The sequence below is a fragment of the Leptolyngbya sp. PL-A3 genome (genome assembly GCF_039962325.1).
Classification (GTDB): domain Bacteria; phylum Cyanobacteriota; class Cyanobacteriia; order Elainellales; family Elainellaceae; genus Vacuolonema.
The window spans coordinates 1-26,006 of the sequence record NZ_JAMPLB010000027.1; the positions used below are offsets into that span (position 1 = coordinate 1).

Consider the following 26,006-nt stretch of genomic DNA (forward strand, 5'->3'; position numbering starts at 1 on the left):
AGAGAGGGACTCACACCCTCACGATTATCCAGTTGTCGAGGTTTTATCCTCGCCATCCGTCCCTGAATATTGCTATTCACTTAGGATGAACGAATCGCACACGTCGTAGTTGAGCAGCGGCAGCCAACTTCCGTATCATAACCGATCGCCCCTTCTCCGCCGTTCCAACGCAGTGTGTACGCTCGGCACGGACGTACACAACCTTAGTGCAGCGGATTGCATAAGGTATTGGTCGTGTTGAAAGGGTATCGGCAACCGCTGACTAAGAACGTTAGGCATCACGCTACTATGAAACTTGAAGGCAAGCCTGCAATTACCCGGAGTTTTCCAATGCTTCCCATCATCACCGCTTTTGAACAGTCGCCCGATCGCGGCCAGGGGCTGGCGCGTGATATGACCGTGCGCTGGGCGTTTGAAGAAGTGGGCCAGCCTTATGACGTTCGCCTTGTTTCTTTCAGTGGGATGAAGGAAAGCGCCCATCGATCCCTTCAGCCTTTCGGACAGATTCCTACCTATTAACCCGGCAACTTGAGAGCCTAAATAGGTAATGCGCGATTTAGGTATCATCGTTTCTCTCGCTGGTATCGCAATTTTGACCAACTTCTCCTATGGTTGCTATGTTTGGTTTGATGTCATCAACTCATCTAGGATTGCTATAGTTATAGCTCATCTATTACTCCATAATTTCTGCGGTACAACCGTGATGACGTATGAAAGAAGCTGAGTTCAAAGTCATTCTGGAGGATCTAACACCCAAACAGCGAAAGGTATTGCAGCGATTTTTGCGCGGTGACACCGATGAAGCGATCGCCGATGCCTTATATCTGGAATCTTCTACCATTCGTCGACATCTAGCTAACATTGGCAAAGCCTTCAAGCTGAATAATGAGGATGGGCAGCACTATTCCTACCGAGAAAATTTGATTGGCTTATTTGCTCGTTTCCAACCAGAATTAGTCAGTCCAGAAGCGATGCAGGGTGGGCCTTTAAAGAATCTAGAGTTTCCAGGAAGTCCATTATCTCTGAATTCGGTTTTCTACGTTGAGCGAAACCCGGAGGAGGAGCGATCGCTGCGAGAAATCATCAAACCGGGGGCACTGATTCGGATTCGTGCCCCTCAACGAATGGGCAAAACATCCCTGTTGAATCGCATCCTGGCAGCAGCACAATCAGCCGACATTGCCGTTGTTCGCATCAATCTGCGGCAAGCGGAACTCGCTGTTCTAGAAACGCTTGACAGCTTTTTGCAATGGTTCTGCTCTAATATGAGTCATCGTTTAAATTTGGTTGCCAATCTTGATGAATATTGGGATGCAGAACGATTTGGCAGCCTCAGCAGTTGCACAGTATTTATACAATCAGTCATTCTGGAAGCTTTTCCGCAGGGGATAGTTTTAGGGCTGGATGATGTGGATTGGTTATTTGAATATGAAGCGATCGCTCAGGGATTTTTTACTTTGCTACGAAGCTGGCACGAAGAGGCTAATAACCTGGAAGTGTGGCAGCGATTGCGGCTTGTGATTGCCCACTCGACCGAGGTTTATATTCCCCTGCAATTGAATCAATCTCCCTTTAATGTGGGCTTACCCATCCGCTTAACAGAATTCCCTGCTTCGCAAGTTCGTCTTCTATCAATGCGTTACGGTTTGCGCTGGTCAATAGCAGATGAACAGAATTTGATGAATTTAGTTGGGGGGCATCCTTATCTCCTACAACTGGCGTTTTATCATCTCCAGCAGGGTAGTTGGGCACTTCAATCACTGCTGCAAACTGCCCCTACTCAAGCCGGAATTTATCGAGATCATTTGCGGCGGTTATGGCAACTGCTACAGGAACACCCAGAATTACAGCAATCTTTTGAGCAGGTGATTCAGGCAGATTCAGGAATGGTTTTGAATCCGCAAATGGCTTACCAGCTAGAAAGTGTAGGTCTAGTGAAGCTGACGGGCGATCGCGCAACAGTGACCTGTGATCTGTACCGACAATACTTTTTGCGTCATCCGGCAGTGCGATCGTAGTTCAACCATAACGACTGTGCATTCTTTTGCACAAATCATCCAATTTTATAGAACCTCACCTACAGTGAAACCGTACAGATTATTATCTCATTCATAGCTCTATGCAGTATGAGTACCAGGTAGGAGGAAGCCTCAGAGTTGATGCCCCCAGCTATGTAGAACGGCAGGCAGACCAGGAGCTTTACGCCGCATTGAAGGCTGGGCAATTTTGCTACGTGTTTAATTGTCGGCAAATGGGAAAATCTAGCTTGCGGGTGCGCGTCACGCATCGATTACGGATAGAGGGGATTTGCTGTATTGCGATCGACATGACACGGGTGGGCAGTGAGCATATTACGCCCCAACAATGGTATGAGCAAGTTGTCTCAGAATTGTGGCGAAGTGCAAATTTAGTTGGCAAAATTAGCTTAAAAAATTGGTTAAGCGATCGCTCCAGCTTATCTCATATTCATCTTCTCAGTACTTTTATTGATGACGTTTTAATCGCTCATTTTGAGAACCAATCTGTTGTTATTTTTGTTGATGAAATTGATAGCATTCTCAGCCTCGACTTTGAAATTAATGACTTTTTTGCCTTAATTCGTTCCTATGCGAATGAACAGGCAGACGAGACGAAGCGCCGTCTCACTTTTTGTCTACTCGGTGTTGCAACACCCTCTGATTTAATTCAAGACAGAACTCGGACTCCCTTTAATATTGGCAGAGCGATCGCCCTCAATGGCTTTCGATACTCAGAAGCACAAGTTCTTGAAGTGGGACTCAGTGCTACCGTTCCCGACCCCGACACTGCACTCCAAGAGATTCTCTACTGGACGGGTGGGCAACCCTTCCTCACGCAAAAAGTTTGTCGCCTGATTCTAGAATACTGGCGTTCAGATCTATCTACAACCCAAGACCAAAAAGCTAAAATCGCCCATCTCATCCACACTCACCTACTTCAAAGCTGGGAAACGCAAGATGAGCCGGAGCATTTACGAACCATTCGCGATCGCCTCCTTCGCAATGAAACTCAAACGAGCCGACTGTTGGGTATTTATCAACAAATTCTGCAACGACAATCTGTTGTTTCGGATAGCAGTTCAGAACAATTGGAACTACGCCTATCTGGATTAGTGGTCAAACAGGAAAACGGTTTGACGGTACGAAACCCTATCTATGCAGCAGTCTTTAACCTTGATTGGGTAGAAATGACGATGAACAATCTCCGCCCTTACTCTACTGCCTTAAACGCGTGGCTTAGCTCTGACAAAAAAGATCAGTCTCGTCTCTTGCGGGGGCAAAGTTTAGAAGAAGCGCTTACCTGGGCAAATGATAAAACTTTAAGCCAGCAAGATAGCGAATTTTTGCGTCTCAGCCAGCAGTTTGAAAACCAGGAAACAAAACGAGCAAACGAAATTCTCTCAAACGCAAACCGGATTGCTCGACGACGGTTGCGATTGGGTACGGGAATTTTAACCGCTGCGCTACTGATTGCTGGAGGGATTGCCTTTTGGTCAAATCGAGCCTTTAACCGTGTTCTCTTAGTCAGGCAAGCAGAACAGCTGAGTGCAAATGCTCTAGAAAACTTCCCCAATCAGCAAGGTGAATCCCTTCGCTCTGCTATAGGAGCAGTTTACAATCTACAGCAAGCGGCGGGTGATACAAAACAATATTTCACCAGTGCGCCGATTGTGGCACTGCAATCGATACTCGATCGCATTCAAGAACAGCCCCTTGGCTCCGCTGGTAATTCTGTCGTTCGCCCTGCTGCTCCCGATGGTGGACGCATTCTATCTTTCACATCCTGGACGTTTCCCGATCGCACTGACTTTCAAGTTCTCAATCTTCAGGGAAGGTTGCTGAATCAACTGCGGCAGCGAGAAAGAATATCAAAAGTTGTGCTTAGCGATGATGGTCAGCGTTTTCTCACCGTTCAAGATGAGTTGAGCAGTGCAGAAAACGACAAAGCAACTCTATGGACGACGGAAGGACAAAAGATCGTCACCCTTTCGGGTTTGCAGTTGCCTTTGTTAAATGTTCAGTTAAATGCAAATGGTCACTTGATTCTCACCTCTGAACCACGAAGGGCTGATGTTGCCCGAACGGAGAACGGTGGCGTTAGTGTTTCAGGAAGCGATCGCATTACGAAGCTCTGGACAGATCAAGGGAGGCTGATGGCGGCCTTCCCTCAGGTGTCGATTTGGAATGGGTTTAGCCCTAACGGTCAGTATTGGTACACACCAGAAGAGGGGCAGGTAGTCATTCGGGATTCACAAGGTCAGGTAACTGGCGCTTGTCGTCACCCAGGATCTGACGCACGAGCTGGTTTTAGCCCCAGTAGCCGCTTTGTCTTTGTAATTTCTGATCAAGTTACCGTCTGTGATTTGAAAGGCAATACGATCGCAACGATTCCAGTGCAGCCACAAGGACAACCCAACGGTAATTCCAATTCGTTACTAGAAACGCGAGTGGATGTTCAAATGAGTCCTGATGATCAGTTAATTGCAATTATCAGCAATCGTGGAAGCGTTCAGTTACATAACCTGCAAGGGAGGCTGATTCGCCAATTTCAAGCCTACTCTGGTGGAGGTCAGGCGATTGCCATTAGCCCGAATGGACAAAGTATTGCAACGATTGGTTTTGATGCAAACCGTCCTCTCATTGTTAACACTCGTCTTTGGAACCTGCAAGGAGCAAGACTCGCTACGTTTTCGGCTGGCGGATCTGACCACCAGTTAGAGTTTACACCTGACAGTAATGCCCTTGCCTTGACCCAAAGACCCAATGAAAGCACGGCTCAGTCCATTTTGCTGCACTTACAAACTCCCAGAATCTTCTATCCCAAAGCTTCTCATCTAATTCGCAAATTTCAGATGAGTAAAGATGGTCAGTTATTAGCGGCCCTACTGGGAAACAGAACGGTGACCATCTGGAATACTCAAACAAAAGCGCAGTTTTCGCTTCCCTTCTCTAATCGAGATGACATCGATGAAATCAAATTCAGCCCAACCGGAGAGTACCTACTAACGCATAGTCGCCAAAACAAAGTAGTAACGGTCTGGAACCGACAGGGACAAGTCGTTGCCAAACTGCCCGGTACATGGGGCTATAACGACGAAAACATGAGTAGAAAGTGGAACTATCCCATCAGTTCTGATGGACGCTACGTCGCAACCTTGAAAGATATGAACGTTGTTCAAATCTGGACAATCGCTGGGGAAAAAGTCGTAGAGACTCCTGCCAATAAAGACGCAATACACACAACTGCCTTCAGCCCCGATGGTCAATACTTTGCCACGATGGAAGGAGTGCAGACAGTTCGTCTTTGGACTATGCAAGGAAAGGCGGTGACATCCTTTTTGGTCAGTTCTGCCTGGGTTAACCAGATCCGTTTCACAGCCGATAGTCAAAGGTTGGTCGTCTTTGCAGACGGGAATGTCAATATGTCACCTGTGCAGCAGTGGAATTTACAGGGCAATCGGGTTTCTGAGAAGCGTCCTGCTGCGTGGATGCGGGAGACATTCTTGTTCTCTACTCCTGGAGGTTACGCATTCGTCAATTCTGAAGCAGATCAATTTATTTCTCCACAGGGGGATCAGGCATATGTGTGGAACCTCAACGGGTTGATCACAACCTTGCGTGGACGGCAGAATTGGTTAAAGTTATCGCCCACCGAAAACAATACAATCCAGACCAGCGCAGATGGTCAACGCATTGCAACACTGGGAAGCGATCGACGTGTTCGAGTATGGAATGCAAACGGCAATCAGATTGCGGAATACGAAGGCTCTGCAATGGTACTCAGCACTGATGGTAAAAGTATTGTGGTAGTTTCTAAAGACAACACCCCCCAGCAATGGCACATCCGTAGCCTAGACGAGTTGATTCAGCAAGCCTGCAACTGGATGCGTCCTGCGGGTGTGCAAGAAGCAATCTGTTCAACGCAGTAACTGAAGTTTATAGAACCCGTTTGACATCTTTTAGAATAGGAATTAGGTGCTCCAACTTACCTAATTGAGATACCATGCCTTATTCCAGCGACCTCACTGATGCAGAATGGGAAATCTTTGAGCCTCTGTTGCTTGAAATACTACCCAAGAAGAAACAAACTTGCCCCTTCAACTGGACTAAACGAGAAATGGTCAATGAGGTACTGTATAGCTCTACGAACATACGTTAGGACAGTGCTTGAACGCAGCATCTACACAATCTCGAAAGTTCTCAAACTCATCCCACCGTTGTCGCATCCAATTTTTAAGCACAAACCACCAGCGCTTAATCTTGCTCAAATCAGGAGAATAAGGGGGTAAATACCAGGGTACATCCCAGTTATGCAATGAGTAAAGATACTTAGCATCTTAGTTCGAGAACAGTTCTACGCATCTTAGTTCGAGAACAGTTCTACTATGCTGGGGGTTAGTCGATTCGCTATCAGGAGAGGCGAAACATGGACACCGATAAACAACAACAAATCCAAGCTCATGCTCGTGCTATTGCCGCGTTGCTCTACGACGAAACTGCCCCCGAACAGTTGATGACCCTCGAAGGGATCGAACAGGTTGTTCGAGGTCACATTCTGGAGCATGTGAGCCCAGAAATCGGTCATTTTTTATCGCAACAGCAAGCGGAACAAGCAGTGGACGGGAACGGCAACTCAAAAGCATCCTTGGAGAAATCCGAGTCAGTGAAAAGCAAGCCAAAGTCCTCCAACTCAAAGCTCGAACCCAACTAAGTCCATACCTGGAAAAATGCTGCTTACTGCTTAGCGCCAACGTCTCCTATGAACACTGCGCTCAAGATATTGTTGTCCTGACGGGAATGGCGGTATCGAGAGGGACGCAACAGCGCTTAGTTCAGCGCCAATCCTTCGAGTTGGCGATTGTTGATGTAGAGGTTGAGGAAATCAGTATCGATGGGGGTAAAGTTCGAGTTCGGACGCCGAAAGGAGAGATTTGTCGATGGCAAGACTACAAAGGGGTGAATTTGTATGGACAGGTCTGTGAAGCTTTTTTCCACGAGAATGAACAATTGGTTGAGTGGGTCAATTAGCAACCATTGAGTACGCCTGTGACCTGTTTGGGAGACGGTCATGATGGCATTTGGAATTTGTTTGAAGGTATTGCTACTTGCGACCAACGACGAGAGATTTTGGACTGGTTTCACTTGGTTGAGAACTTGTATAAAGTTGAAGTGCCGCTGCAAGAATTAGTTTCAGTGGAAGCATTGTTGTGGAAAGGAGATGTGGATGGAGCGATAGAGCAGATGGAGGACTGGAAGGATAACCAAGTAGACAACTTCGTGGCCTATCTCCACAAGCATCGTCATCGGATTGTCAATTACAGTTACTTGCAGGCTGAAGGAGTATCGATTGGTTCAGGAGCGGTCGAATCAACCGTCAAGCAGATTGGAGCACGTATCAAATTGTGTGGGGCACAGTGGGAAGCAGGAAACGTCCCTCAAGTTCTGCTGCATCGTTGTGCCTATCTCAATGGGAAATTCTCAAACTGAGGCTTGCAAGACTGGGATGCACCCCGGCGATCGTCCCTGCTTCACCCAATCTGCGTATGAGCCCAATTAGCAAAAGACGTGACATAACCTCTTAATGATGATTAAGGCTTAACTGCTTCAATAACGTTTCCACTTCCCGGGGGTTGCGGATGTCTTGAAAACCGACTTCCTCGGTTCTGGGATCGCCATCACTGTCTTTCCGTTGGCGAACCCAGAAAATCACGTCCCCGATGTTGTTAGCCTTTTCCCGGCGATAGATTTCCTGGAGTTGGTGCGGTAGATAGCTTTTGATAGTGGTGTTCCGGATACCAGAGATAGAAATAGCTCGTTGATCGGTTACCAAATAAACGGTTTCCCTGGAAGCTTGTCATGTCCAGAAGGGACTGGACAACATGGCAAGCCCAATTAGAATGAATGGCACACCAAAAAGTGCAAAGAAGTATTGAGGTTGTACCCCCTCCCGGAAATCGGGAAATTCAAACCCAGCAGCTCCCCATGTCCAAAAAAGGGCAAAGCTGGTCCAGGGAATTCCAAACAAAACGGCTCCTATAGAACTTGCGGTGAAAAAGCGGGGAATCGGTTGATCCACCCATTTGATAAACTCCCTCGCTTCAAGTTCGTTATCAATTTTTCTACGAAGTGCTGGCGGAATTGTTGTGTTGCTTAGCATAGGGTATCTTGTAGCTGGCTAAGAACGTGGGGTAAGGGCTTTTGAAGCTACTACTACTCTCTTACCCACAGGTTTCCCATAACATTAGTTCGGACAGTTTTTCTGAAACCCTTAATTTTGCGTGCGCGAAGCGCACGCAAAATCAAGGGTTTCAGAAAAACTGTCCAGAGTATTGTCATAAAGCAATAGAATTTATCATGGAGATTAGCGCCGAGTCTCAAATTCTTTTGGCTCTCAGCACTTCTCAGTATCGGCTTCAGAACTGAGAGTTCATGCCCTTCGGATACGAACTCTCGGTTCTGAAGTCCGGAAATAAGCCACCTTCGGTAGGATATTTCCGGGCTGGATTTCAGAATGAGAACTGCTGTTTGACTCTTACATAATTTTTGATACACGTAAGCGTAAGTTCCAGATGAATCAGGTGATTACGATTTGAGGGGGAAGAGGGGCGATCGCTCTCCACTTTACCCTATTTGCCTATCAAGCCGAAGAAGCCGAGACTTGATCCCCCCTGTTGTCGTTCCAGAAGTAGGATGCCGTGTTTCTCAGCAGGAGAAGAGGCATAGGTGCCTGTTCGGCAGTGATTTAGGATTGAAAGGCAGCAAATTTGGTCGAGATTATGTCTAATTCTGGTTCCAAGCCCAGCCTCGCGATCGCAACGCTCGTCGCTATCATTGCTACCTTACTGGTTAACACCCTTTCAAATCTCTTTCCCCCCGGTGGCCAGAACGTCGGAGAAATCGCCAATACCCTGCTCTCTGGCGTGTTAATTACTCCGGCTAATTACGCCTTTATCATCTGGGGGTTGATCTATGTCGGACTCATTGCCTACGGTATCCACCAGTTGCAGCCAGCCCAACAGCGTGACCCCAACTTCTGGCGCACCAATAAATTGCTAATTGTGGCCTGTGTTGCCCAAATTATTTGGATTTTCTGTTTTACTCTAAAGCTTTTCTCCCCCTCGATTGTTCCGATGCTGGTGATTTTGCTGTCTTTGCTAAGTATCTACTGCAACCTTGGGATCAGCGAGCAACGATCTTCCTGGCAGCAGCGCTGGCTGGTACAGATTCCCTTTAGCGTATACACGGCCTGGATATCAGTGGCGACTATCGTGAACGTAGCGAGCGCTCTTTACGTAGCGGGTTGGGGTGGTTGGGGCCTTAGCGACGCAACATGGACGGCAATCATGCTGGTGGTGGGTGGTCTGGTGGCGGGCAGCATTGCCGTGATGTTACGCGATGTCCCTTTCGTCTTGGTGTTTGCCTGGGCTTATGGTGCGATCGCTCTACGCCACAATGACATCCCCACCATTTGGATTACTGCGATCGTCGTAACATTGCTGTTACTGGGGTTGCTTGCCTTCAAACGTTGAAATATTAAGGATCACGAACAAAATAACCTGTAATTCTTGTTGTGAGAGGGGCAGCTTTGCCGCCCCTCTCACAACAAGAATTACAGGTTAATAAATACGCGATCCTAAGCTCAACTGATCCCCAATAACACTGATTGTGAAACCGCCTGCAAAAATCTCCTTCGCTCAAAACCTAGCTACAAAATGAAACAGTTCTTTCAGGAGAACGGAGTATTACCCTGTAGGTTACCGACTTACGCGCTGGACAGCCGCTCTCTAAAGTAATGACCTTCATTAGTTCGGACAGTTTTTCTGAAACCCTTGATTTTGCGTGCGCGAAGCGCACGCAAAATCAAGGGTTTCAGAAAAACTGTCCAGAGTATTGACCTTCAACTAGCCTAGATATCGCTGGTCAGGATAAAACGCCAATCATTGGCAGTCATGCCATGGCTCAGGGCACTGGCTGTTGCCCCTGGGTAAACTCCTTGCTGCGCTAGTGTGACTGCTAAGTCATCGGTTTGAGGGGCACAAAACATATGAATGTATCCTGGCAAGGGAGTAGAAATGGTTGTTTGAACCGTTGCCCCCCATTGCACATGTAACAACGGAAGCACCTTACCGTTACTGTGGATCCGCAAATCTTTAGCTCCTTCTAAGGAAAAGTAGGAAAGGTGACCGCGATGCTTGGTGAGTACAGGCTCTAATTGGAGCATAGATACCGCATCCAGGCTGTAAATCCCTAAAGTGGCCGAATGATGAAAAGAGACATCTGGAAACCGTGTCAAAACTTGCACCAGGCGATTGGCACGGCCATCTCCGGGATTCATAGAAATGGTATAGCCACGATCGCACGTTGCCATATTTTGGGCTATTGCATATCGCAAGAGCCTTAAGGATAAATGCTGCCGTTGATAATCAGGATGTACCTTCAAATCACACAGATACCAGGCAGAATAAGGTGTAGCTCCCAGGTAGTCGGGCACCTGCCTTAACACTCCGGCACCGACGGCTGCAACGCGATCGCCATCCAGTACGACATAGTAGGAGACGTCTCCCAGCCGATCAAAAAAGGCAAAGTAATCGTTGCCGTGATCCAGTTGGAAAAAATCATCGCCCAGGGGATAGGTCGCTGTTTGTTCAATAGCAACGATACCCGGCTGAAAGTAAGTTCGTTCTTCTGGTAGCACACGATGAAATAACACGGGTGTTGATCTCCTTTCCATGGCTAAAGCTGAAAACCCAAATTCCCAGTTTTTCCTAAGAACCTGTTTGAGGAGGTTCTGGGAGGATTGATTCGTGCGCGTAGCGCACGAATCAATCCTCCCAAGCGGGTTCTAAGAAGCCGGGGCCGGGGATCTAAATTCTTTATGTCGGTACCATTGGGTGAAACCCCACGACAACTTCCTGATAGAAGAAGGAGCGATCGCTCTCCAAAAGGAAGCGACTGAAATCCTGATCCACCGCAAGATATTTCGCCATAATGGTTGCAAGGTGATGATCACCATTTAAACGGCGACCAATCATGGCACCCCCCGGCTTTAGGCACTGAACGGCACTTTCAATCATGCAATGGAGTTCTGGGACGGGCATCCAATCGGAAATGTTGGAGAACTGAATCAGATCAAATCGGTTGGTCTTTGCAAGCTCCAACAGGGTATCCAGAAATAAACCATGGTGGAGATGCAGCCGTTCGGTTCCCAACTGGTGAATAGATTGCTGAACGGTGGGTTGTAGATAAAGGGGAATACCCCCTGAGCTGGGGGCATAGCGATCGCTCCAAACTTGCGTTAAGAAGTAGTTTGCCGTGGGTGAAAACCGCGCGAGTGCTTGAGCAAAGACATCCGCAAAGTGTTCACCAAAACTGCGATCCATCGAGTAATTGACGGCTACTTCTCCAAAAGTATTGGCGAGCTTATGGCGTTCAAAAACTGCCTCAAAAATCGGGCACCATTGAGGATGGGCGATCGCAGCCGCAGGACACTCGAGCGGATTTAAGCCAATCGCCGCGAATTGCGCCGACAACTCCCGAAATAATTGCTCAAAGCGTCCAACTTGATTCACCCCGAACGCTAGTTGATCGATATGAGTATCCCAGTAGAGACGAGTGGCTTCCGATAAGTGCGAGCGCACTTTGTTATAGAGCATGAGGCGATCTGGAGGAGTGGCCTCACCCGTTATCGGCAGTTGTTGAATCCCCAGCAGGTGAAACTGTTCCTGTAACGGTAGAGTCGCAAGAGCCTGTCGTCGCAGTTCTACCAGATGTAACTGGGCAGGGTTGGCATCAACGGCATCGATGTGGGCGATCGCCGGACTCCCCAGCAAACTCAGGGCTGTACACCCTCCTGATGCCACTATTAACACCCGCAAGGGCCGTTCCTGGGATTGGTGCAATCGTTGAATAACCTGAAGTTCGATGGCAGGGTCTTCCCGCACCTGTGAAAAGGTGATATCAGAGGGTGGGCTGTAAATCACGGTACAGACTCCAGAAGTAATGGGCACCGAGAAGCAATCCCTGGGCAATGTGAAGGCGGGAACGGGATTCCTCCCAACTGGGCTCGGCTAAGGCAAGTAAATCCCTAGCATGATCAACGTCTAGGGTTTCGTGCGTGGTGTAGTGGAACTGGCTACCGGGGGCTGTCCACTGACGTTCGTGCAGCGTTCGGGCGATGGTTCCGCTAATGCCCATATACAGGTACTCAATCATGCCTAATAGGGCGGCTCCGGCTTCTCCCGGCTGAGTCAGACTATAGGTGAGGATGGATTGGTTAAAGGCCATCACCGGGACGGTACAGGGCGATCGCAAATCCACAACGGTAGCGCCTAACGCCTCTAGATATTGGGTGAAGGTGGCCTTATGGGAACGTAGGCGATCGCCATGCCCATGTTCTTCGGCTACGTTTTCGGCCAGAGGAAGCCGCGCCTCTAACAGCGGAATATGGGCGAGGACGGCTGCTAGAGCCTGGGAAAACGATTCCACTGCAAATCGAAAAGGAATTTGGCTCTGGCAGAAGTCTTGCCGGGAAGTGGAAGGATGCTGCATCCAGATGATGTAAGGATGACGACGAAAATCATAGACACTTGCGACTTCCTGCAAGGCGTGTTCCAGGGAAGTACATTGAACCAGTGTGTTGGCTGTTAATTGAGGAGTAAGGGAAAGCAGCATAGGTTAATGATTTACCGAATGGTGATACTACCAACAGACTTATGTTGAAAACTAGCGCCAACAAAATCACGCACAAATGCAAAATAGGACGGAATAAATGGGGCACCCTGCTCCACTAATTCATCCTTTAATGCCTGATGTAACCGCGGCAAATGATACCAGGGTATGGAGGGATAGAGGTGATGCTCCAGGTGATAGTTCTCATTGCACATAAAAAAGCGAGTGATCGGATTGGTGAGGATCGTACGGGTACCTCGAATCACATCCGATTCATATTCCAATAATGTATGTTGACTCATTCCCCGAATATTAACCATTGTGTTGATGATAATCATTGGAATGAGCCAGGCGTGAATCAGAAATGAGGCAGAAATTGGAGATAGGAGAATACCTGTTACAAGCAAACCTAATAGCAAGACTTCTAGAACAATCCATCGTTTTTCATCAGAGTTACCCTGTTGGAATCCTAAGATGGGAATAGCTGTGATATAGACGGGATAACCTAGCAGTAACCGCCCCCAATGCATTAAAAAGACTAGCCAATTCCAGTGGGTGTAATTCTTGTAATGGTCTGGATCGCCTACTAATCCTAAATGCTTGTGATGGTCTAAATGCAGGACTTTGTAAGCAGAAAAGTTTTGCAATACGGGAAGGGCACAAGCAATACTCAACGCCCGGTTCCAATGAGGATTATGACTGAGAACACCATGCACACCCTCATGAGTAAACAGACTGATACCATGCAAGGAAGCTGCTGCTAATAGGTAGACAGGTATGCAAAACAGATAATTCCAGGGAGAGGCGATCGCTTCCACTAATCTAATACTGGTTAAAGCGGCGATCGTATACAGCCCAATAAAGGCAGGAAGTCGTAAGGGATGTTGATCGAGGGATTGAAGTTCTCGAAGCAAGCCCGGTTCCAGTTTTGGTTTATCCGCATAAGGTGGATAGTCCTGTGGCGGTTGATGAACCATAGAAAATGTGAGGTGGCGTAGGATATTCCGATAATTAACCAATTTTGGGTTGTCCCTAGATTAAATGTGTCACTTTTCTGACTGGGTAGGGAACTTCATATCAGAATCTTTGATCGGCTGCAAAAATATTAATTAGGCCCTCACCACGCACTCCTATCTACAAGTGCCCTGATCAACCTTATCGCTTCAGCTACAGCAGTTGGACGAAAGATACAGCGGCAGAACGGGTTGGATTTGCTGTCAACGCTTGGTCTTGGGATAATGTCGCGACTTACTCCACACTTCTTTGAGGCATAACCCTTTGAGCTTCGAGCTGGTTGCCCGCTGGCCCCTGCTAAGTGTGTTTCTTAGGAGAATAAGAAAAGCAACAGGTTGTAAGCTGGAAGTGGGTTAAGGTTCAACTAGAAAGTGACGAGTTTCAAAAATATGCAGATATGGGTTGATGCCGATGCTTGTCCCAACGTGATTAAGGAGATTTTATTTCGAGCGGCCAAAAGAGTTGAGATCAATATTATCCTGGTAGCCAATCAAGAACTCCAAGTTCCGGCATCTCCCTACATCAATGTCGTACAAGTTCGTTCAGGTTTGGACGTTGCCGATAACTATATTGTTCAACAGTTACAGCCTGGAGATTTAGTGATTACGGCTGATATTCCTCTAGCAGCTAAAGCCATTGAGAAAGGAGCTTATGCCCTTAACCCTCGCGGGGAGTTTTATGATCAGGGAAACATCCGAGAACGTTTATCCCTGCGAGATTTTCTAGATGAGCTTCGTAGTGGCGGGATGGATACTGGTGGGCCTCCTCCCTTCAACCAGAGGGATAGAGAAGCATTTGCCAACCAGCTTGATCGCTTTTTGAGGAAACATAAATAGCCCTTCGTAGTAGATTTGCTCCTTCTGCAGCATCCTGCCAAAGTAAGATACCGGTACTAGAATTACTGGATTAATCTATTCAACTCAAACGATGTTTCAGCTCACCTTAGTGAAGGGATTGTTCTTGATCGCTCTGATCAATCCGTTGAGGTATTGTAAGCATCGGATGAGCCTTTAAGATGAATCTAAACTCTCCTCAAGCTCAAAATAGCTGACGTATCGCTATGCAGAAGCTTAAGAGGACAACATGAAATATTTGGCTTTACCATAAAAGCTACTGCACCACAAATACCAGTAGCCAACGTATCCAGATGCGAACTCACGTATCAAAAGAAATGTTCTTGCCAGATATAGCCTGAACAACCTTCAGAAATTCGTGTAAGACGATCGAAGTATTGTCGCTTCGCCACATAGCGGAGATTTGCCGAGTCAAGTCAGCATCTTGAATAGCTCGATACACAATTCCTTGACGGTGAAGATTTTGCACATTGTCAGGCAAGATGGCAATCCCAACGCCAGCGATGACCAAACTCAAGATGGTCAACATCCATGTTGCTTTAACGCTTTGAACAATTTTAGGCCGAAACCCTGCTTGCTCACAGCAATGGATGAATTGTTGGTAAAAGGGAAATGCTGCAACGGTCGGTAAGATCAGTGGTTGATTGGCTAAAGCGGTTAACGGAATCTGAGTTTGAGTAGCCAGAGGATGGGTTTGGGGTAACGCAACCACCAAGGATTCTTCCACGACGGGGGCACTGATTAAGCGATCGCCCTGATTTACAGATTCAGAAGTAACTTCAAAGCCAATATCCAGATGACGATCGCGCAATGCTTGCATTTGCTGATCGGCGGTTAATTCTCGCAGTTCTACCTCGACATCTGGAAAACGCTCATAAAACATTCGCAAGATATCCGGCAAAATTGTGTTGGCAATTGAACTGGCAATACCAACTGACAATGAGCCAATTTCCCCTCGATCTGCCCGTTGTGCCTGAGTAATCGCTTGATCCAGTGTTGCTAATGCCTGGTGTGCTTTTGCCAGAAAAACGGTTCCTGCAGGGGTTAGTTGCAGGGGGCGACGGGTGCGATCGAACAGTTCAACTTTCAGTTTTTTTTCAAGGGAGCGTATTCGCTGGCTGAGAGGAGGCTGGTCAATCTGTAAATTCTCTGCAGCTTTGCTGAAATTATTACCTGCGGCGACAACAGCTACAAAGTAACAGATCTGACGCAATTCAAAATTGCTGAGATAGAGGAGGTTCATACATCCTGTCTACTGTAGGACTAATATATCCCCGGCGATATAGTGAGTTAATTAATTCAGTATTGAAAGTATAGTATACACCGCTTACAGTCAGGACAATCGACCTGGGTAAAGCAGATGATGAACACAACCGACCAGCGCTGGCAATTTTGGATTGATCGAGGTGGTACGTTTACCGATATTGTGGCACGCCACCCGGATGGGCATTTGACGGTACACAAACTGCTGTCTGAGAATCCTGAGCGCTATCGGGATGCTTCCGTTCAAGGAATTCGAGAGATTTTAGGGTTGCCTGCTGATGCTCCCATTCCAGTTGAGCAAATTGCTGCGATCAAAATGGGTACAACGGTAGCAACCAATGCGCTGCTAGAGCGTAAGGGCGATCGCGTAGTTCTCCTAACGACACAAGGATTTCAGGATGCCCTGCGGATTGGTTATCAGAATCGCCCAAATATCTTTGCTCGCCACATTGTTCTACCTGAGATGCTGTATGAGCGGGTGATTGAAGTGGAAGAGCGTTACAACGCTCAAGGTGAAGAACTGGTGCCGCTGAATTTGGAAGCTGCCCAAACAGCTCTTCAAGCTGCCTATGAAGATGGGTTTCGTGCCTGTGCGATCGCTTTCATGCATGGCTACCGCTATCCAGATCATGAACAGCAAGTTGCAGCGATCGCGGCTGAAATTGGCTTTCACCAGATCTCAGTTTCCCATCAAGTCAGTCCGTTGATGAAGCTGATTAGTCGGGGAGATACAACGGTTGTTGATGCTTATTTGTCTCCAATTCTGCGACGATATGTGGAACAGGTCAGCCAGGAATTAACCGGACTTGAGCCAACCGAGGAGAAAACAGACTCGCTCCGACTTATGTTTATGCAGTCCAATGGTGGATTGACGGATGCGCGATCGTTTCAGGGAAAAGACAGCATTCTTTCAGGTCCAGCAGGTGGCATTGTTGGAGCGGTGCAAACGAGCAAGATGGCAGGCATCAACAAAATTATTAGTTTCGATATGGGCGGCACGTCTACGGATGTAGCACATTATGCTGGTGAGTATGAACGCACTTTTGAAACCGAAGTGGCAGGGGTGCGACTGCGGGCACCAATGATGTCCATTCATACCGTGGCAGCGGGGGGTGGTTCAATCCTCAGCTTCGACGGTTCGCGGTATCGGGTGGGACCGGAATCTGCTGGGGCAAATCCTGGACCTGCCTGCTATCGCAAAGGGGGACCGTTAGCTGTCACCGACTGCAACGTGATGTTGGGGCGAATTCAACCGGAATTCTTCCCGAAAGTGTTTGGAGTTGATGGTAGTTTGCCGCTGGACGTAGCGTGCGTGCGACAGCAATTTTCAGACTTGGCGGCTCAGATCCAGGCAGCGACAGGACAGGCGCGATCGCCCGAACAAGTTGCCCAGGGATTTTTGACCATTGCAGTCGAAAAAATGGCAAGCGCGATCAAGAAAATATCCGTTCAACGAGGCTATGACGTGACTGAATATACCCTCTGCTGTTTTGGAGGAGCCGGGGGACAACACGCCTGTGCGATCGCCGATTCACTTGGCATTACGCAAGTCTTTCTGCACCCCTATGCCGGGGTCCTCTCCGCCTATGGGATGGGGTTGGCAAATCAGAGTGTTATGCAGGAACGGGCGATCGAAGCAGCTTTGACGACTGAGTTGTTTGCTGAATTGCAACAGCATTTACAGGTGTTACAGGCAAACGGTGAAACGGAGTTACGCAAGCAAGGTACTTTAACATCTGACGTTCAAGCACTCAAGCGAGTTCATCTCCGTTATCAGGGAACAGATTCTGCCTTAATGGTGAATTTTGGCACCATTCCTGAAATGGTGGCGCAATTTGAGGAGGCGCATTACCAACGCTATGGCTTTATTGCTAAAAACAAACCCCTAATTGTGGAAGCGATTTCAGTAGAAGCGATCGCCCCTGCGGATGCCCCTGAAGAACCTGTGATGAAAACCCAGCGCACAACACCTCTGCTGCCCACTGCAACGGTGCAGATGTATGTGTTTGACCACTGGCAGGAAACGCCTGTTTTTACCCGAGAAGCACTCCTGCCGGGACATATCATTTCTGGTCCTGCCCTGATCACTGAGCCGACCGGAACTAATGTGATTGAACCGGGTTGGCAGGCAGAATTGACCGATCGCAATCATTTGATCCTGAAAAAGTTAGACATGAATCAGCCGGAGGTGATCGCTATCCTTGATCAATCTCTGCATTCATCCCCAGACCCTGTGTTGCTAGAAATTTTTAATCATCTGTTTATGGCGATCGCAGAGCAGATGGGCTTTACGCTGCAAAACACCAGTTACTCCGTCAATATCAAAGAACGATTGGATTTCTCCTGCGCCATCTTTGACCAGCATGGAAAACTGGTAGCCAATGCACCTCACATCCCAGTTCACCTGGGTTCAATGAGCGAAAGCGTTCAATCCCTGATCGCAGAGCAGGGTGACACGATTAAACCCGGCGATGTTTATGTTCTCAACAATCCCTATAACGGGGGCACTCACTTACCTGACATCACCGTGATTACCCCTGTATTTCTGGAAACCTTACCATCTCTCCACTCCATCACTCCCCTTTTCTATGTCGCGTCTCGGGGGCATCATGCTGATATTGGCGGTATTACCCCAGGTTCTATGCCACCAGACAGCACAGCCATTACGCAGGAGGGCATTCTCATTAACAATTTTCTCCTGGTCGATCAGGGTCGTTTCCGGGAGCAAGAATTCCTCGAATTGTTGACTAGTGGTGAATACCCAGTCCGAAACCCAATTCAAAATTTGGCAGACTTAAAAGCCCAAATTGCTGCCAATGAAAAGGGTATGCAAGAACTCCGCAAAATGGTGACGCATTTCGGCTTGAATAGGGTACAAGCCTACATGCAGCATGTTCAAGACCATGCCGAGGAAGCAGTGCGGCGAGTAATTGACGTTTTGCAGGATGGTCACTTTACTTATGGCATGGATGATGGCAGCCAAATTGCTGTTACGGTTACGATTAATCGCGGCGATCGCACCGCAAAAATTGATTTCACAGGCACATCACCACAGCGACCCAATAACTTTAATGCTCCCGTAGCTGTGTGCAAGGCAGCTGTACTCTATGTCTTTCGCAGCTTAATTGATGACGATATTCCGCTAAATGCAGGCTGTCTTAAACCGCTAGAAATCCTCATTCCAGAGGGTTGTATGCTCAATCCCCAATATCCTGCGGCAGTTGTGGCAGGCAATGTTGAAACCTCCCAAGTCGTGACGGATGCGCTTTATGGAGCCTTGGGTGCAATGGCAGCTTCTCAAGGTACGATGAACAATTTCACCTTTGGTAATCAGAACTACCAGTACTACGAAACAATTTGTGGCGGATCTGGAGCAGGATCTACGTTTAACGGTACAGATGCTGTACAGACTCATATGACCAATTCCCGTCTTACTGACCCAGAGGTTTTGGAATGGCGCTTTCCAGTTCTGCTAGAGCAGTTTGCGATTCGTGCCAATACAGGAGGGGAGGGCTTGCATCGGGGAGGAAATGGCGTGATTCGTCGCATCCGTTTTCGGGAAGGAATGATCGCGGCCATTCTCTCGAATCATCGAACCATTGCACCTTTTGGGCTGAATGGTGGCGAACCAGGAGCTACGGGACGTAACTGGGTCGAGCGCGCCAATGGTACACAGGAAATGTTGGGCAGCAAAGCAGCCGTTGTGATAGAACCAGGTGATGTCTTTATAATTGAAACCCCTGGGGGCGGCGGTTTTGGTACAGCCTCTTAAGCAAATACAGCCGGTTTCAGTGAAGGCATCAGATGGGATAACTGAATGGTGCTTGGGGTGTTTGTGATACCGATAGATGACCTATCTGCAGTGCGGGCTATATCACCCATGTGCAGCGCGGCGAAACAGCCACGCTGATCCGGCGAACAGCGCAACGAAGAACCCGTTCAAGAGCAGCAGCTCTAGCGGTCCGCTCCACGGGTAGCCCAACCCGGCGGTCAGCGCGATCATGGTTACCGACGTCTGAGCGAGCGCTGTAGCGAACAGCGCGCGGGCCATTCCTCGGGGCCGAAAGCGTGCAATGAAGGCACCGATGATCCCGACGACAAGCACCCCGAAGTACATCAGGTTGGCCGGGTCGCCATCCCTCCCAATAATGCCGACGCCGAGGCTCAGCCAGACGAGGATGAATGCTGCGGCGATCGCGATGCTAACGGCTAATCGGTATGTTGTGTTGTACGTGTTCATCGTTCCTCCTGGGTTGATGAATAGTGTAGTACTGTGTACTTTATTCAGCAAAGTTAGGCAAGATTCCACAAAATTAATGCCATCAAATTGCCATGGGTAACAATGGCAACAGGATTTGCCGTTTCCTTACAGCGCTTTTCAAGCACTTAAAATCTGGTTGTTTTTGTGAGAGCCGCGCTCCGCGCGGCTCTCACAAAAACAACTGTGGCTGATTCAAGCGCAAAGCGCTGTAATTGCCTGATGAACTATCGCAACATCTCGTGTCATCGCTGTACGGCCTGGCTCACCGCCTTCAAAACTCAGGTCTAAATCTACAAATGTCCCAGTCAACCGTTTCCGCCAGTTATCCAGTGGTAAATCCTGCCGGAAGTCGTTAAGATCAGGTCCAGATTGGCAATCTGTCGCGGGTGAACTGGAGTGGTGAGTTTTGCTGCTTCAGTTCGCCTTATCGCTCAAGGGAAGCTGGTTTGCTCCCCTTGTTAGCGCGATCGCCCAAGGGAGAATTGATTTTTACTTCTGGTAATGAGTCATCCATCTCGGGATGTTGGGTAGAGTTTCAAAGCCTTAAGATTGTTTTGCAGGTATGGATCAGCCATTGCCTCAGTTTATCCATCAAGTTGTCGATCGCTTGAAATCGATTGAGGGGGTTGTGGCGATCGCTTTGGGTGGCTCAAGGGCAAGGGGCAACTACACCCCGAAGTCAGATGTGGATTTGGGAATTTATTACCAGCCAGAAAACCTGCCTGATCTCCTGGCTCTGAATCACCTTGCCTCCGAACTAGACGACAGCCATCGTACAAACCTGATCACTCCTATCGGCGGGTGGGGAAAGTGGATTAACGGTGGGGGCTAGCTTAAGGTAGAAGGCATTCCAGTCGATTTTCTCTATCGGGATTTAGCTCAGGTAGATCACATTATGGATGACTGTCATAATGGGCAAATTACGATCGACTACCAACCCGGACACCCTCACGGTTTTGTGTCCTCCATCTACATGGGTGAAGTCGCCCTTTGTCTGCCGCTTCATGACCCAAAGAGCGTTTTAACTTCTTTGAAGGCTAAGACAATACCTTATCCGGCAAAGCTTAAGGAAGCAACCATTAACAAATTTGCCTGGGAAATCAGTTTCTCGCTGGTGGTTGCTCAGAAAGCAGTTGCACGGGGTGATGTTGCCTATGCCGCAGGCTGCTGTTTTCGCGGCGTGGCTTGTATGAATCAGGTACTCTTCGCCCTGAATGAGACGTACCTGCTGAATGAAAAAGGCGCAGTAGCACTTGCTAATGGCTTCACGCTCTGTCCGGTGGACTATCAACAACGGGTTGAGTCAGCATTTGCATTGTTGGTAGCAGATGCAGAATTGATCAGGGAAGCGATCGCAATCCTGGATGCGATTGAGCGGGAATTGAGCCAATGGTATTGCGATCGGCGGTTAGAAATGTAAATCTTACTCAACAGGAACGCCGATTAGCAGGCTGAATGCGCATGGTGCTGTTAGCGTTAGCGATATTTGTCATGCAGCGATGAATTCAATCTCGCACAGTTCGCAGGGCAACATTGGATCATCGGCATCAATCACAATCCATGAACGGTTTTCCTCATTCCTGAAGGCACAAACCCCTTCGACTTTTCCGGTAAACAGGGAACCATCTGGTGCGCGAAGCTCAATCCAGCGTGGGTTTGCGTCGAGGATACCCAATACTGAACCTGTGACCCTGCCATCCGATGTGACATCTGGCGAATCCTCTGCCGCTGCTGAGAAGATAATACCTTTTTGAGTTGCGATCGCATCGGTAAAACTTAAGCTAAGCTCATGCAACTTACCCAGATCATACTGACAAACGTTCTGCAACGCTGGGGGTTGGTGATGTTCTGGAGTATCCAAATAAGCTGAAAAGCTGTTCCAGTCTAAATCAACCGTTGCGTTCACTGGCACTCGATTGTTGTTAGGCTTGCCATTGCCTCGATTGAATAACCGAAGCTGACCATCCCGAAAAATGGCTCCTTCAATGTTGAGTTCGCTGCCTGAAAACGAAGTGCAAGCGCGCAGTTGAGCATACAAAGCACTTGCCTGTTTCAATTCTGGATTGGATGGGTTGGATGCCTGCACCATTAAAATCTGCTCTCGTTGTGTCGTCGAACCAGAACCAAACGCCAGAAATAAGTCACCACTTGGAGTTGGAACTGTGGTACAGGCTTCTAAATCCAACTTAAAGCGTTTATTGCCGCGCAAGTCGTCAAACTGCCGCGCTCCTGCCTCTCCCGCCGCGAGGGTGATTGCCTCAATGGTCAGGCTCTCTGGATCAATGAACACCAGAAAGTTGGCATCATCTTGAATCAGGGCAAGTTTATCGCCCAACCAACTGAGGCTAGAACCTGCGCGAACATGCGCGGGGCGATCGCTGGTCGCATCGGCTCCTTGGCTGTAGAACAGTGGTATCCTTTTTTGCACGATCGCCTTCAGGGTGGGATCCCGCTTTGCTTGAATCATCGAGACTGTAGTATCATTCAAGGCTTTTTCCTCCAATCATAATTCTGAATCCTGATTCATGTGTGAGGCCGGAACTTGTTTGATCTCAATTACCAGATGCAACGATGCGGCTGCTTCGCAGTTCTCCGAAGGGATAATCGCCACCCTCATCAATGACTCCTACGACACTACTTTGTTTCTCCTGATCAATGCGTTGTTCAACTCCTCTAGAACCGCAATTGCATGTTGGCGATCGGTTTGCAACAATGCAACTCTGGCTCCTTCACAAAGGGAAGCAGGGAATGCCTATCGACTAGGTGATGGCAAACCAGTCTGACCTGGTAGAGGTGGTGGCAACCTTAAAGCAACTTGTTTGTGTAAAAGGTTAGGGTTGGATGGCAGTCACAAAGCTAGGGGAATCCCCCAGGTTCTGAACCTCCCCTAGCTCCTAAACTCCAATCATTGCAGGCTTTCTTTAAAAGGACTGGCATACCAACTGTTGAAATATCAGCAGCGTCAGGGATTCTCTCACCGGAGTGTGCTGCGGCTATTTCACGTTAAACCCCTGATGGCAGACTACAACTAGCTATTTCAGTAGGTGCTTCAAGGTTGGGAGAACCTGCCGCAGGCAATCCCCTTAGATGCGCTAGCTCAAATCTGGTGGTCTGGTGGTACGACTGGCTGAAGTGAGCCTGGCAACTGCTGTTCAAGGATATACCGGTGCCAGGCCACAAAATCTGGGCTCGCTAACTGAGTTGAGTGTGTTGACGGGTGACAACCTGAAACGGGTTGCAAATGAGCTCAACAGTGCGGAACATTCGCGGAAAGGACGCGTTTAACTGAATCAAGATCTTGACAGCTTTCAAGACTTATCAATCCGGTGGACAGTTAGGATGCAGCAAAAAAAACTGGTAACCTGTGCCTCCTATGGTGGATATTCTGGAGCAAGCTCTAGAAATCCTCCTTGAGGTGATGCAGCCGACAGGTAACGTGTTTCTGCACGCGATCGATGGTTCCGGCTCCATATCCTATTACAACGTGAGTTCGATTGGGTTGTCCTACTGTGAAATGGCAACCACAATGGCATGCTGAACGCTACTAGAAGGTATATATAGCAATGGATTGCGCTTTGCCAACCACAACCACATAGTTATTCACTGGACAACCGCACCGAACAGTCCGGCAGCGTTACAAAACTTTTTTCATTGGAATTACTGCTTTTTTAGAATCTTGGGCATTCTAAATCTAGGTAGATTCAACGATGATTCCGTGGCAACCCTGATATCTCGCTTTTCCTGCCCTATGTCCCCAACGGTCTCTCAAGTGGGTACACAAATCCCCAGATGGAAACGATTGGGAATAACCAAAATTTATCCCTTCTAGGCTCATAGCCTAGTAACCCACATTACCAATAGTGTGCGGTGTGGTTTGTAAGATGGCACGGGCGATCGCCCTGGCATTAATGTCGTGTAACTTCCGCCAAAATGGCAAAGTCGAACACCCTCAGTATTTGTCAAGCATTTAGAACTTTAAAAGGTGCAACAAAACCATGAACTTAGAATATTTTTCTCAACGTGCCTTAGACCTGATGTATTCCGGTGCTCTTTACCGAGGTCAGATTATTGAGGTGTACTGCACACTCAAGGGTTACGAAGCGGGTGAGGTTTCTGAAAGAGTGATGCAATACGTCCTGGATCGCTTCGACCCTAAGCTAGAGCACCTTTTTCCTTCCTCCCTACCCTAATAGAATGTGCTGTTAGCCCTCTATATCTACATCCTGAACGAGCTTCGTATTCCTGTCGTCGCGCCATTTATCCGGCTTCCTGCTAGGTGCTTGCCAGAGAGCTAGACAGGCGATCGCCAAAAACCTGAATATGCCCATTCGTTACGCAGGTATGGATACCTTTCAGATGAAACCCTCGCTCCACAATTTGGCCCGCACCATTTACGCAGCAGTGAGGGAGTGCCCTTTCCGTGCACATTGAGAGCTATCACCCCAACGCTTCCCTTAACTTCTTCCTTAAAACTCTGAACGCTAATGGTGGGAAGCGGGATATTTCGGCGAACTCGGGGCTTGTAAAAGAACAACTTTATGGTTTTAGGCTAGGCTGAAGAAGTGTCAAAGTCTGCCTACGGGATGTATGGAGCTATGTTCTGCATAGCGCGAGCAACGAAGTCTTCCTTTTCACCCACAGGTGCTACGTAATGGAGTGCAGCAGAGGCAGCTTCTGCTCCTTCAGTTCGTGCGATGACCCAAGCCGCTAGATAGGGAGATGCCAAGCAGCCCCCAGCGGTTGCCAGGTTGCCTTGTGCATAGAACGGTTGATTGAGGACTTTGACTCCTGCTTCCAATACCCAAGGCTTGGTTGTTAGGTCGGTACAAGCAGGAATATTATTAAGCAAACCCAACTTGGCCAGAACCAATGTGCCTGAGCACTGAGCACCAATTAACTGGCGTTCAGGCTCAAGTGTAAGCTGTGCCATGAGTTTTGGATCTGAAACTACCTCTTGAGTCTTGATGCCGCTGCCGATAAGAACAACGTCTGCTGTGCGAGCCTCAGACAAAGTTGATTGGGCGTGAACGGAGACACCGTTCATAGAGGTGACAACAGGTTCTGGGCAACATAGTGTTACGCGCCAATCGGGCTTCTTAATGCGGTTGAGAACACCAAGTGCGACCAGAGAGTCGAGCTCATTGAAACCTGGAAATGTAAGTATTGTGATGTGCATAATGGCATTGCGTTTGGCAGGCAATTTGGTTATCGCGTGACTGCTTGAATCAGCAGCACAAAGTGGACAATGAACAAAATTTAGACATCATCTGAGGCTATTGAACGCCGTGATTTAGTGCAAGAGCCAATTCTATAAATGCGTAGCAGTCCATTTTGACCATCCACAGGTTGCCCTCGTGTCATGAATAGGATGAACTTGACCGCACTTGTAGGCTGCTATCGGGATGGCGATCGCTCCAACTGGTTCAATTCGAGCAAATGGGGAAAAGCCAAAGATCTAAAGACGAAGCTCTAATCTTGGCATCACCATTCCTGCTAGATGAATGAGGGCGATCGCCCCCTATTGAACTTTCTGGTAAACCTGCGATACTTTTTGGTGGGCTAGAGATCAGGGGGCCGGTACGACACACGCCCCCCTGTTGGCTACTTGGGAGCGGTGATCAGGTCAGTCGACAGTACCATCTCAGAGGCTCGTTGCCACTGACATGAAGGCATCTCATCACTGCTTACCGCTAAGGAGATTTCCAGATAAGAACTTCCCCATTATTTGGAAAAAAGGCGCGGCTTCGCCGCGCCTTTTTTCCAAATAATAGGGATATTGTTTCTCAGAAATCTCCTAAGTTGCAGTGCGGTGTATTGATCAAATTGAATACTGCAATCACAGCAATTCTCAGTATGAGCTTCAAAGCCGAGAGTTCGTGCCCTACGGGCACGAACTCTCGGCTTTGAAGCCCGAAAACCGCTCGCTTA

General features: G+C 48.2%; 16 protein-coding genes and 5 pseudogenes. 10 read left to right on the forward strand and 11 right to left on the reverse strand.

Annotation, left to right across the window (positions count from 1 at the left end; all coding sequences use genetic code 11):
- Positions 1–330 precede the first annotated feature (330 nt).
- The 3 genes and pseudogenes from NDI52_RS19445 to NDI52_RS19455 all read left to right on the forward strand — a co-directional run.
- A pseudogene (locus NDI52_RS19445) lies at positions 331–516 on the forward strand (glutathione S-transferase family protein); the annotation flags it as partial.
- Positions 517–710: 194 nt separating this feature from the next.
- Positions 711–2,018 (forward strand): AAA-like domain-containing protein, encoded by a 1,308-nt coding sequence (locus tag NDI52_RS19450; RefSeq protein ID WP_348256492.1) that lies wholly within the window; start codon positions 711–713, stop codon positions 2,016–2,018.
- 101 nt (positions 2,019–2,119) lie between these two features.
- The gene (locus tag NDI52_RS19455; RefSeq protein WP_348256493.1) at positions 2,120–5,947 is read left to right on the forward strand and encodes an AAA-like domain-containing protein; all 3,828 of its coding nucleotides are present in this window, start codon (positions 2,120–2,122) and stop codon (positions 5,945–5,947) included.
- 213 nt (positions 5,948–6,160) lie between these two features.
- Here the strand turns inward: NDI52_RS19455 and NDI52_RS19460 are convergent.
- Positions 6,161–6,313 (reverse strand): annotated as a pseudogene (locus tag NDI52_RS19460) (transposase); the annotation flags it as partial.
- Positions 6,314–6,444: 131 nt separating this feature from the next.
- Here NDI52_RS19460 and NDI52_RS19465 point away from each other — a divergent pair.
- Positions 6,445–7,505, forward strand: a pseudogene (locus NDI52_RS19465) (ISKra4 family transposase).
- Positions 7,506–7,596: 91 nt separating this feature from the next.
- Here the strand turns inward: NDI52_RS19465 and NDI52_RS19470 are convergent.
- Together NDI52_RS19470 and NDI52_RS19475 are read right to left on the reverse strand one after the other, a co-directional pair.
- The gene (locus tag NDI52_RS19470) at positions 7,597–7,848 is read right to left on the reverse strand and encodes a hypothetical protein (RefSeq protein ID WP_348256494.1); all 252 of its coding nucleotides are present in this window, start codon (positions 7,846–7,848) and stop codon (positions 7,597–7,599) included.
- 24 nt (positions 7,849–7,872) lie between these two features.
- Positions 7,873–8,175 carry a hypothetical protein gene (locus NDI52_RS19475; protein WP_348256495.1) on the reverse strand — a complete coding sequence of 101 codons (303 nt, stop codon included), beginning with the start codon at positions 8,173–8,175 and terminating at the stop codon, positions 7,873–7,875.
- Positions 8,176–8,794: 619 nt separating this feature from the next.
- Here NDI52_RS19475 and NDI52_RS19480 point away from each other — a divergent pair.
- On the forward strand, positions 8,795–9,547 hold the full coding sequence (locus tag NDI52_RS19480) for a tryptophan-rich sensory protein (RefSeq protein WP_348256496.1): 753 nt from the start codon (positions 8,795–8,797) through the stop codon (positions 9,545–9,547).
- 377 nt (positions 9,548–9,924) lie between these two features.
- On the opposite strand, the gene NDI52_RS19485 is transcribed toward NDI52_RS19480, so the two are convergent.
- The 4 genes from NDI52_RS19485 to NDI52_RS19500 all read right to left on the reverse strand — a co-directional run bounded on the left by NDI52_RS19485 (position 9,925) and on the right by NDI52_RS19500 (position 13,663).
- Positions 9,925–10,728, reverse strand: coding sequence for a GNAT family N-acetyltransferase (locus tag NDI52_RS19485; protein ID WP_348256497.1), 804 nt, complete (start codon positions 10,726–10,728; stop codon positions 9,925–9,927).
- A gap of 163 nt (positions 10,729–10,891) precedes the next feature.
- Positions 10,892–11,998: a DUF3419 family protein gene (locus tag NDI52_RS19490; protein ID WP_348256498.1), complete on the reverse strand. Its 1,107-nt coding sequence runs from the start codon at positions 11,996–11,998 to the stop codon at positions 10,892–10,894.
- Positions 11,976–12,689: an iron-containing redox enzyme family protein gene (locus NDI52_RS19495; protein ID WP_348256499.1), complete on the reverse strand. Its 714-nt coding sequence runs from the start codon at positions 12,687–12,689 to the stop codon at positions 11,976–11,978. Before NDI52_RS19495 ends, NDI52_RS19490 begins: the two co-directional genes overlap by 23 nt.
- 11 nt (positions 12,690–12,700) lie before the next feature.
- Entirely contained in the window at positions 12,701–13,663 is a 963-nt protein-coding gene (locus tag NDI52_RS19500; protein WP_348256500.1) for a fatty acid desaturase, read from the reverse strand.
- A 426-nt stretch (positions 13,664–14,089) separates the two neighbouring features.
- Here NDI52_RS19500 and NDI52_RS19505 point away from each other — a divergent pair, with 426 nt between their 5' ends.
- On the forward strand, positions 14,090–14,536 hold the full coding sequence (locus tag NDI52_RS19505) for a YaiI/YqxD family protein (protein WP_190775760.1): 447 nt from the start codon (positions 14,090–14,092) through the stop codon (positions 14,534–14,536).
- A 319-nt stretch (positions 14,537–14,855) separates the two neighbouring features.
- Here the strand turns inward: NDI52_RS19505 and NDI52_RS19510 are convergent, their stop codons facing one another.
- Complete coding sequence (locus tag NDI52_RS19510; protein WP_348256501.1) at positions 14,856–15,797, reverse strand: LysR family transcriptional regulator; 942 nt, start codon at positions 15,795–15,797, stop codon at positions 14,856–14,858.
- Positions 15,798–15,914: 117 nt separating this feature from the next.
- Here NDI52_RS19510 and NDI52_RS19515 point away from each other — a divergent pair, with 117 nt between their 5' ends.
- Entirely contained in the window at positions 15,915–19,589 is a 3,675-nt protein-coding gene (locus NDI52_RS19515) for a hydantoinase B/oxoprolinase family protein (protein WP_348256502.1), read from the forward strand.
- Positions 19,590–19,691: 102 nt separating this feature from the next.
- On the opposite strand, the gene NDI52_RS19520 is transcribed toward NDI52_RS19515, so the two are convergent.
- A complete protein-coding gene (locus NDI52_RS19520) occupies positions 19,692–20,057 on the reverse strand; it encodes a hypothetical protein (RefSeq protein WP_348256503.1) in 366 nt (121 codons plus the stop codon).
- 583 nt (positions 20,058–20,640) lie between these two features.
- Here NDI52_RS19520 and NDI52_RS19525 point away from each other — a divergent pair.
- A pseudogene (locus NDI52_RS19525) lies at positions 20,641–21,498 on the forward strand (nucleotidyltransferase domain-containing protein).
- 69 nt (positions 21,499–21,567) lie between these two features.
- Here the strand turns inward: NDI52_RS19525 and NDI52_RS19530 are convergent.
- On the reverse strand, positions 21,568–22,566 hold the full coding sequence (locus NDI52_RS19530) for a hypothetical protein (protein WP_348256504.1): 999 nt from the start codon (positions 22,564–22,566) through the stop codon (positions 21,568–21,570).
- 433 nt (positions 22,567–22,999) lie between these two features.
- Between NDI52_RS19530 and NDI52_RS19535 the strand changes: the two are divergent.
- A pseudogene (locus tag NDI52_RS19535) lies at positions 23,000–23,610 on the forward strand (TROVE domain-containing protein); the annotation flags it as partial.
- Between the two features lie 463 nt (positions 23,611–24,073).
- Complete coding sequence (locus NDI52_RS19540) at positions 24,074–24,268, forward strand: hypothetical protein (protein WP_190775753.1); 195 nt, start codon at positions 24,074–24,076, stop codon at positions 24,266–24,268.
- A gap of 386 nt (positions 24,269–24,654) precedes the next feature.
- Here NDI52_RS19540 and NDI52_RS19545 read toward each other — a convergent pair whose 3' ends face one another.
- The gene (locus tag NDI52_RS19545) at positions 24,655–25,254 is read right to left on the reverse strand and encodes a DJ-1/PfpI family protein (protein ID WP_348256505.1); all 600 of its coding nucleotides are present in this window, start codon (positions 25,252–25,254) and stop codon (positions 24,655–24,657) included.
- Positions 25,255–26,006 lie beyond the last annotated feature (752 nt).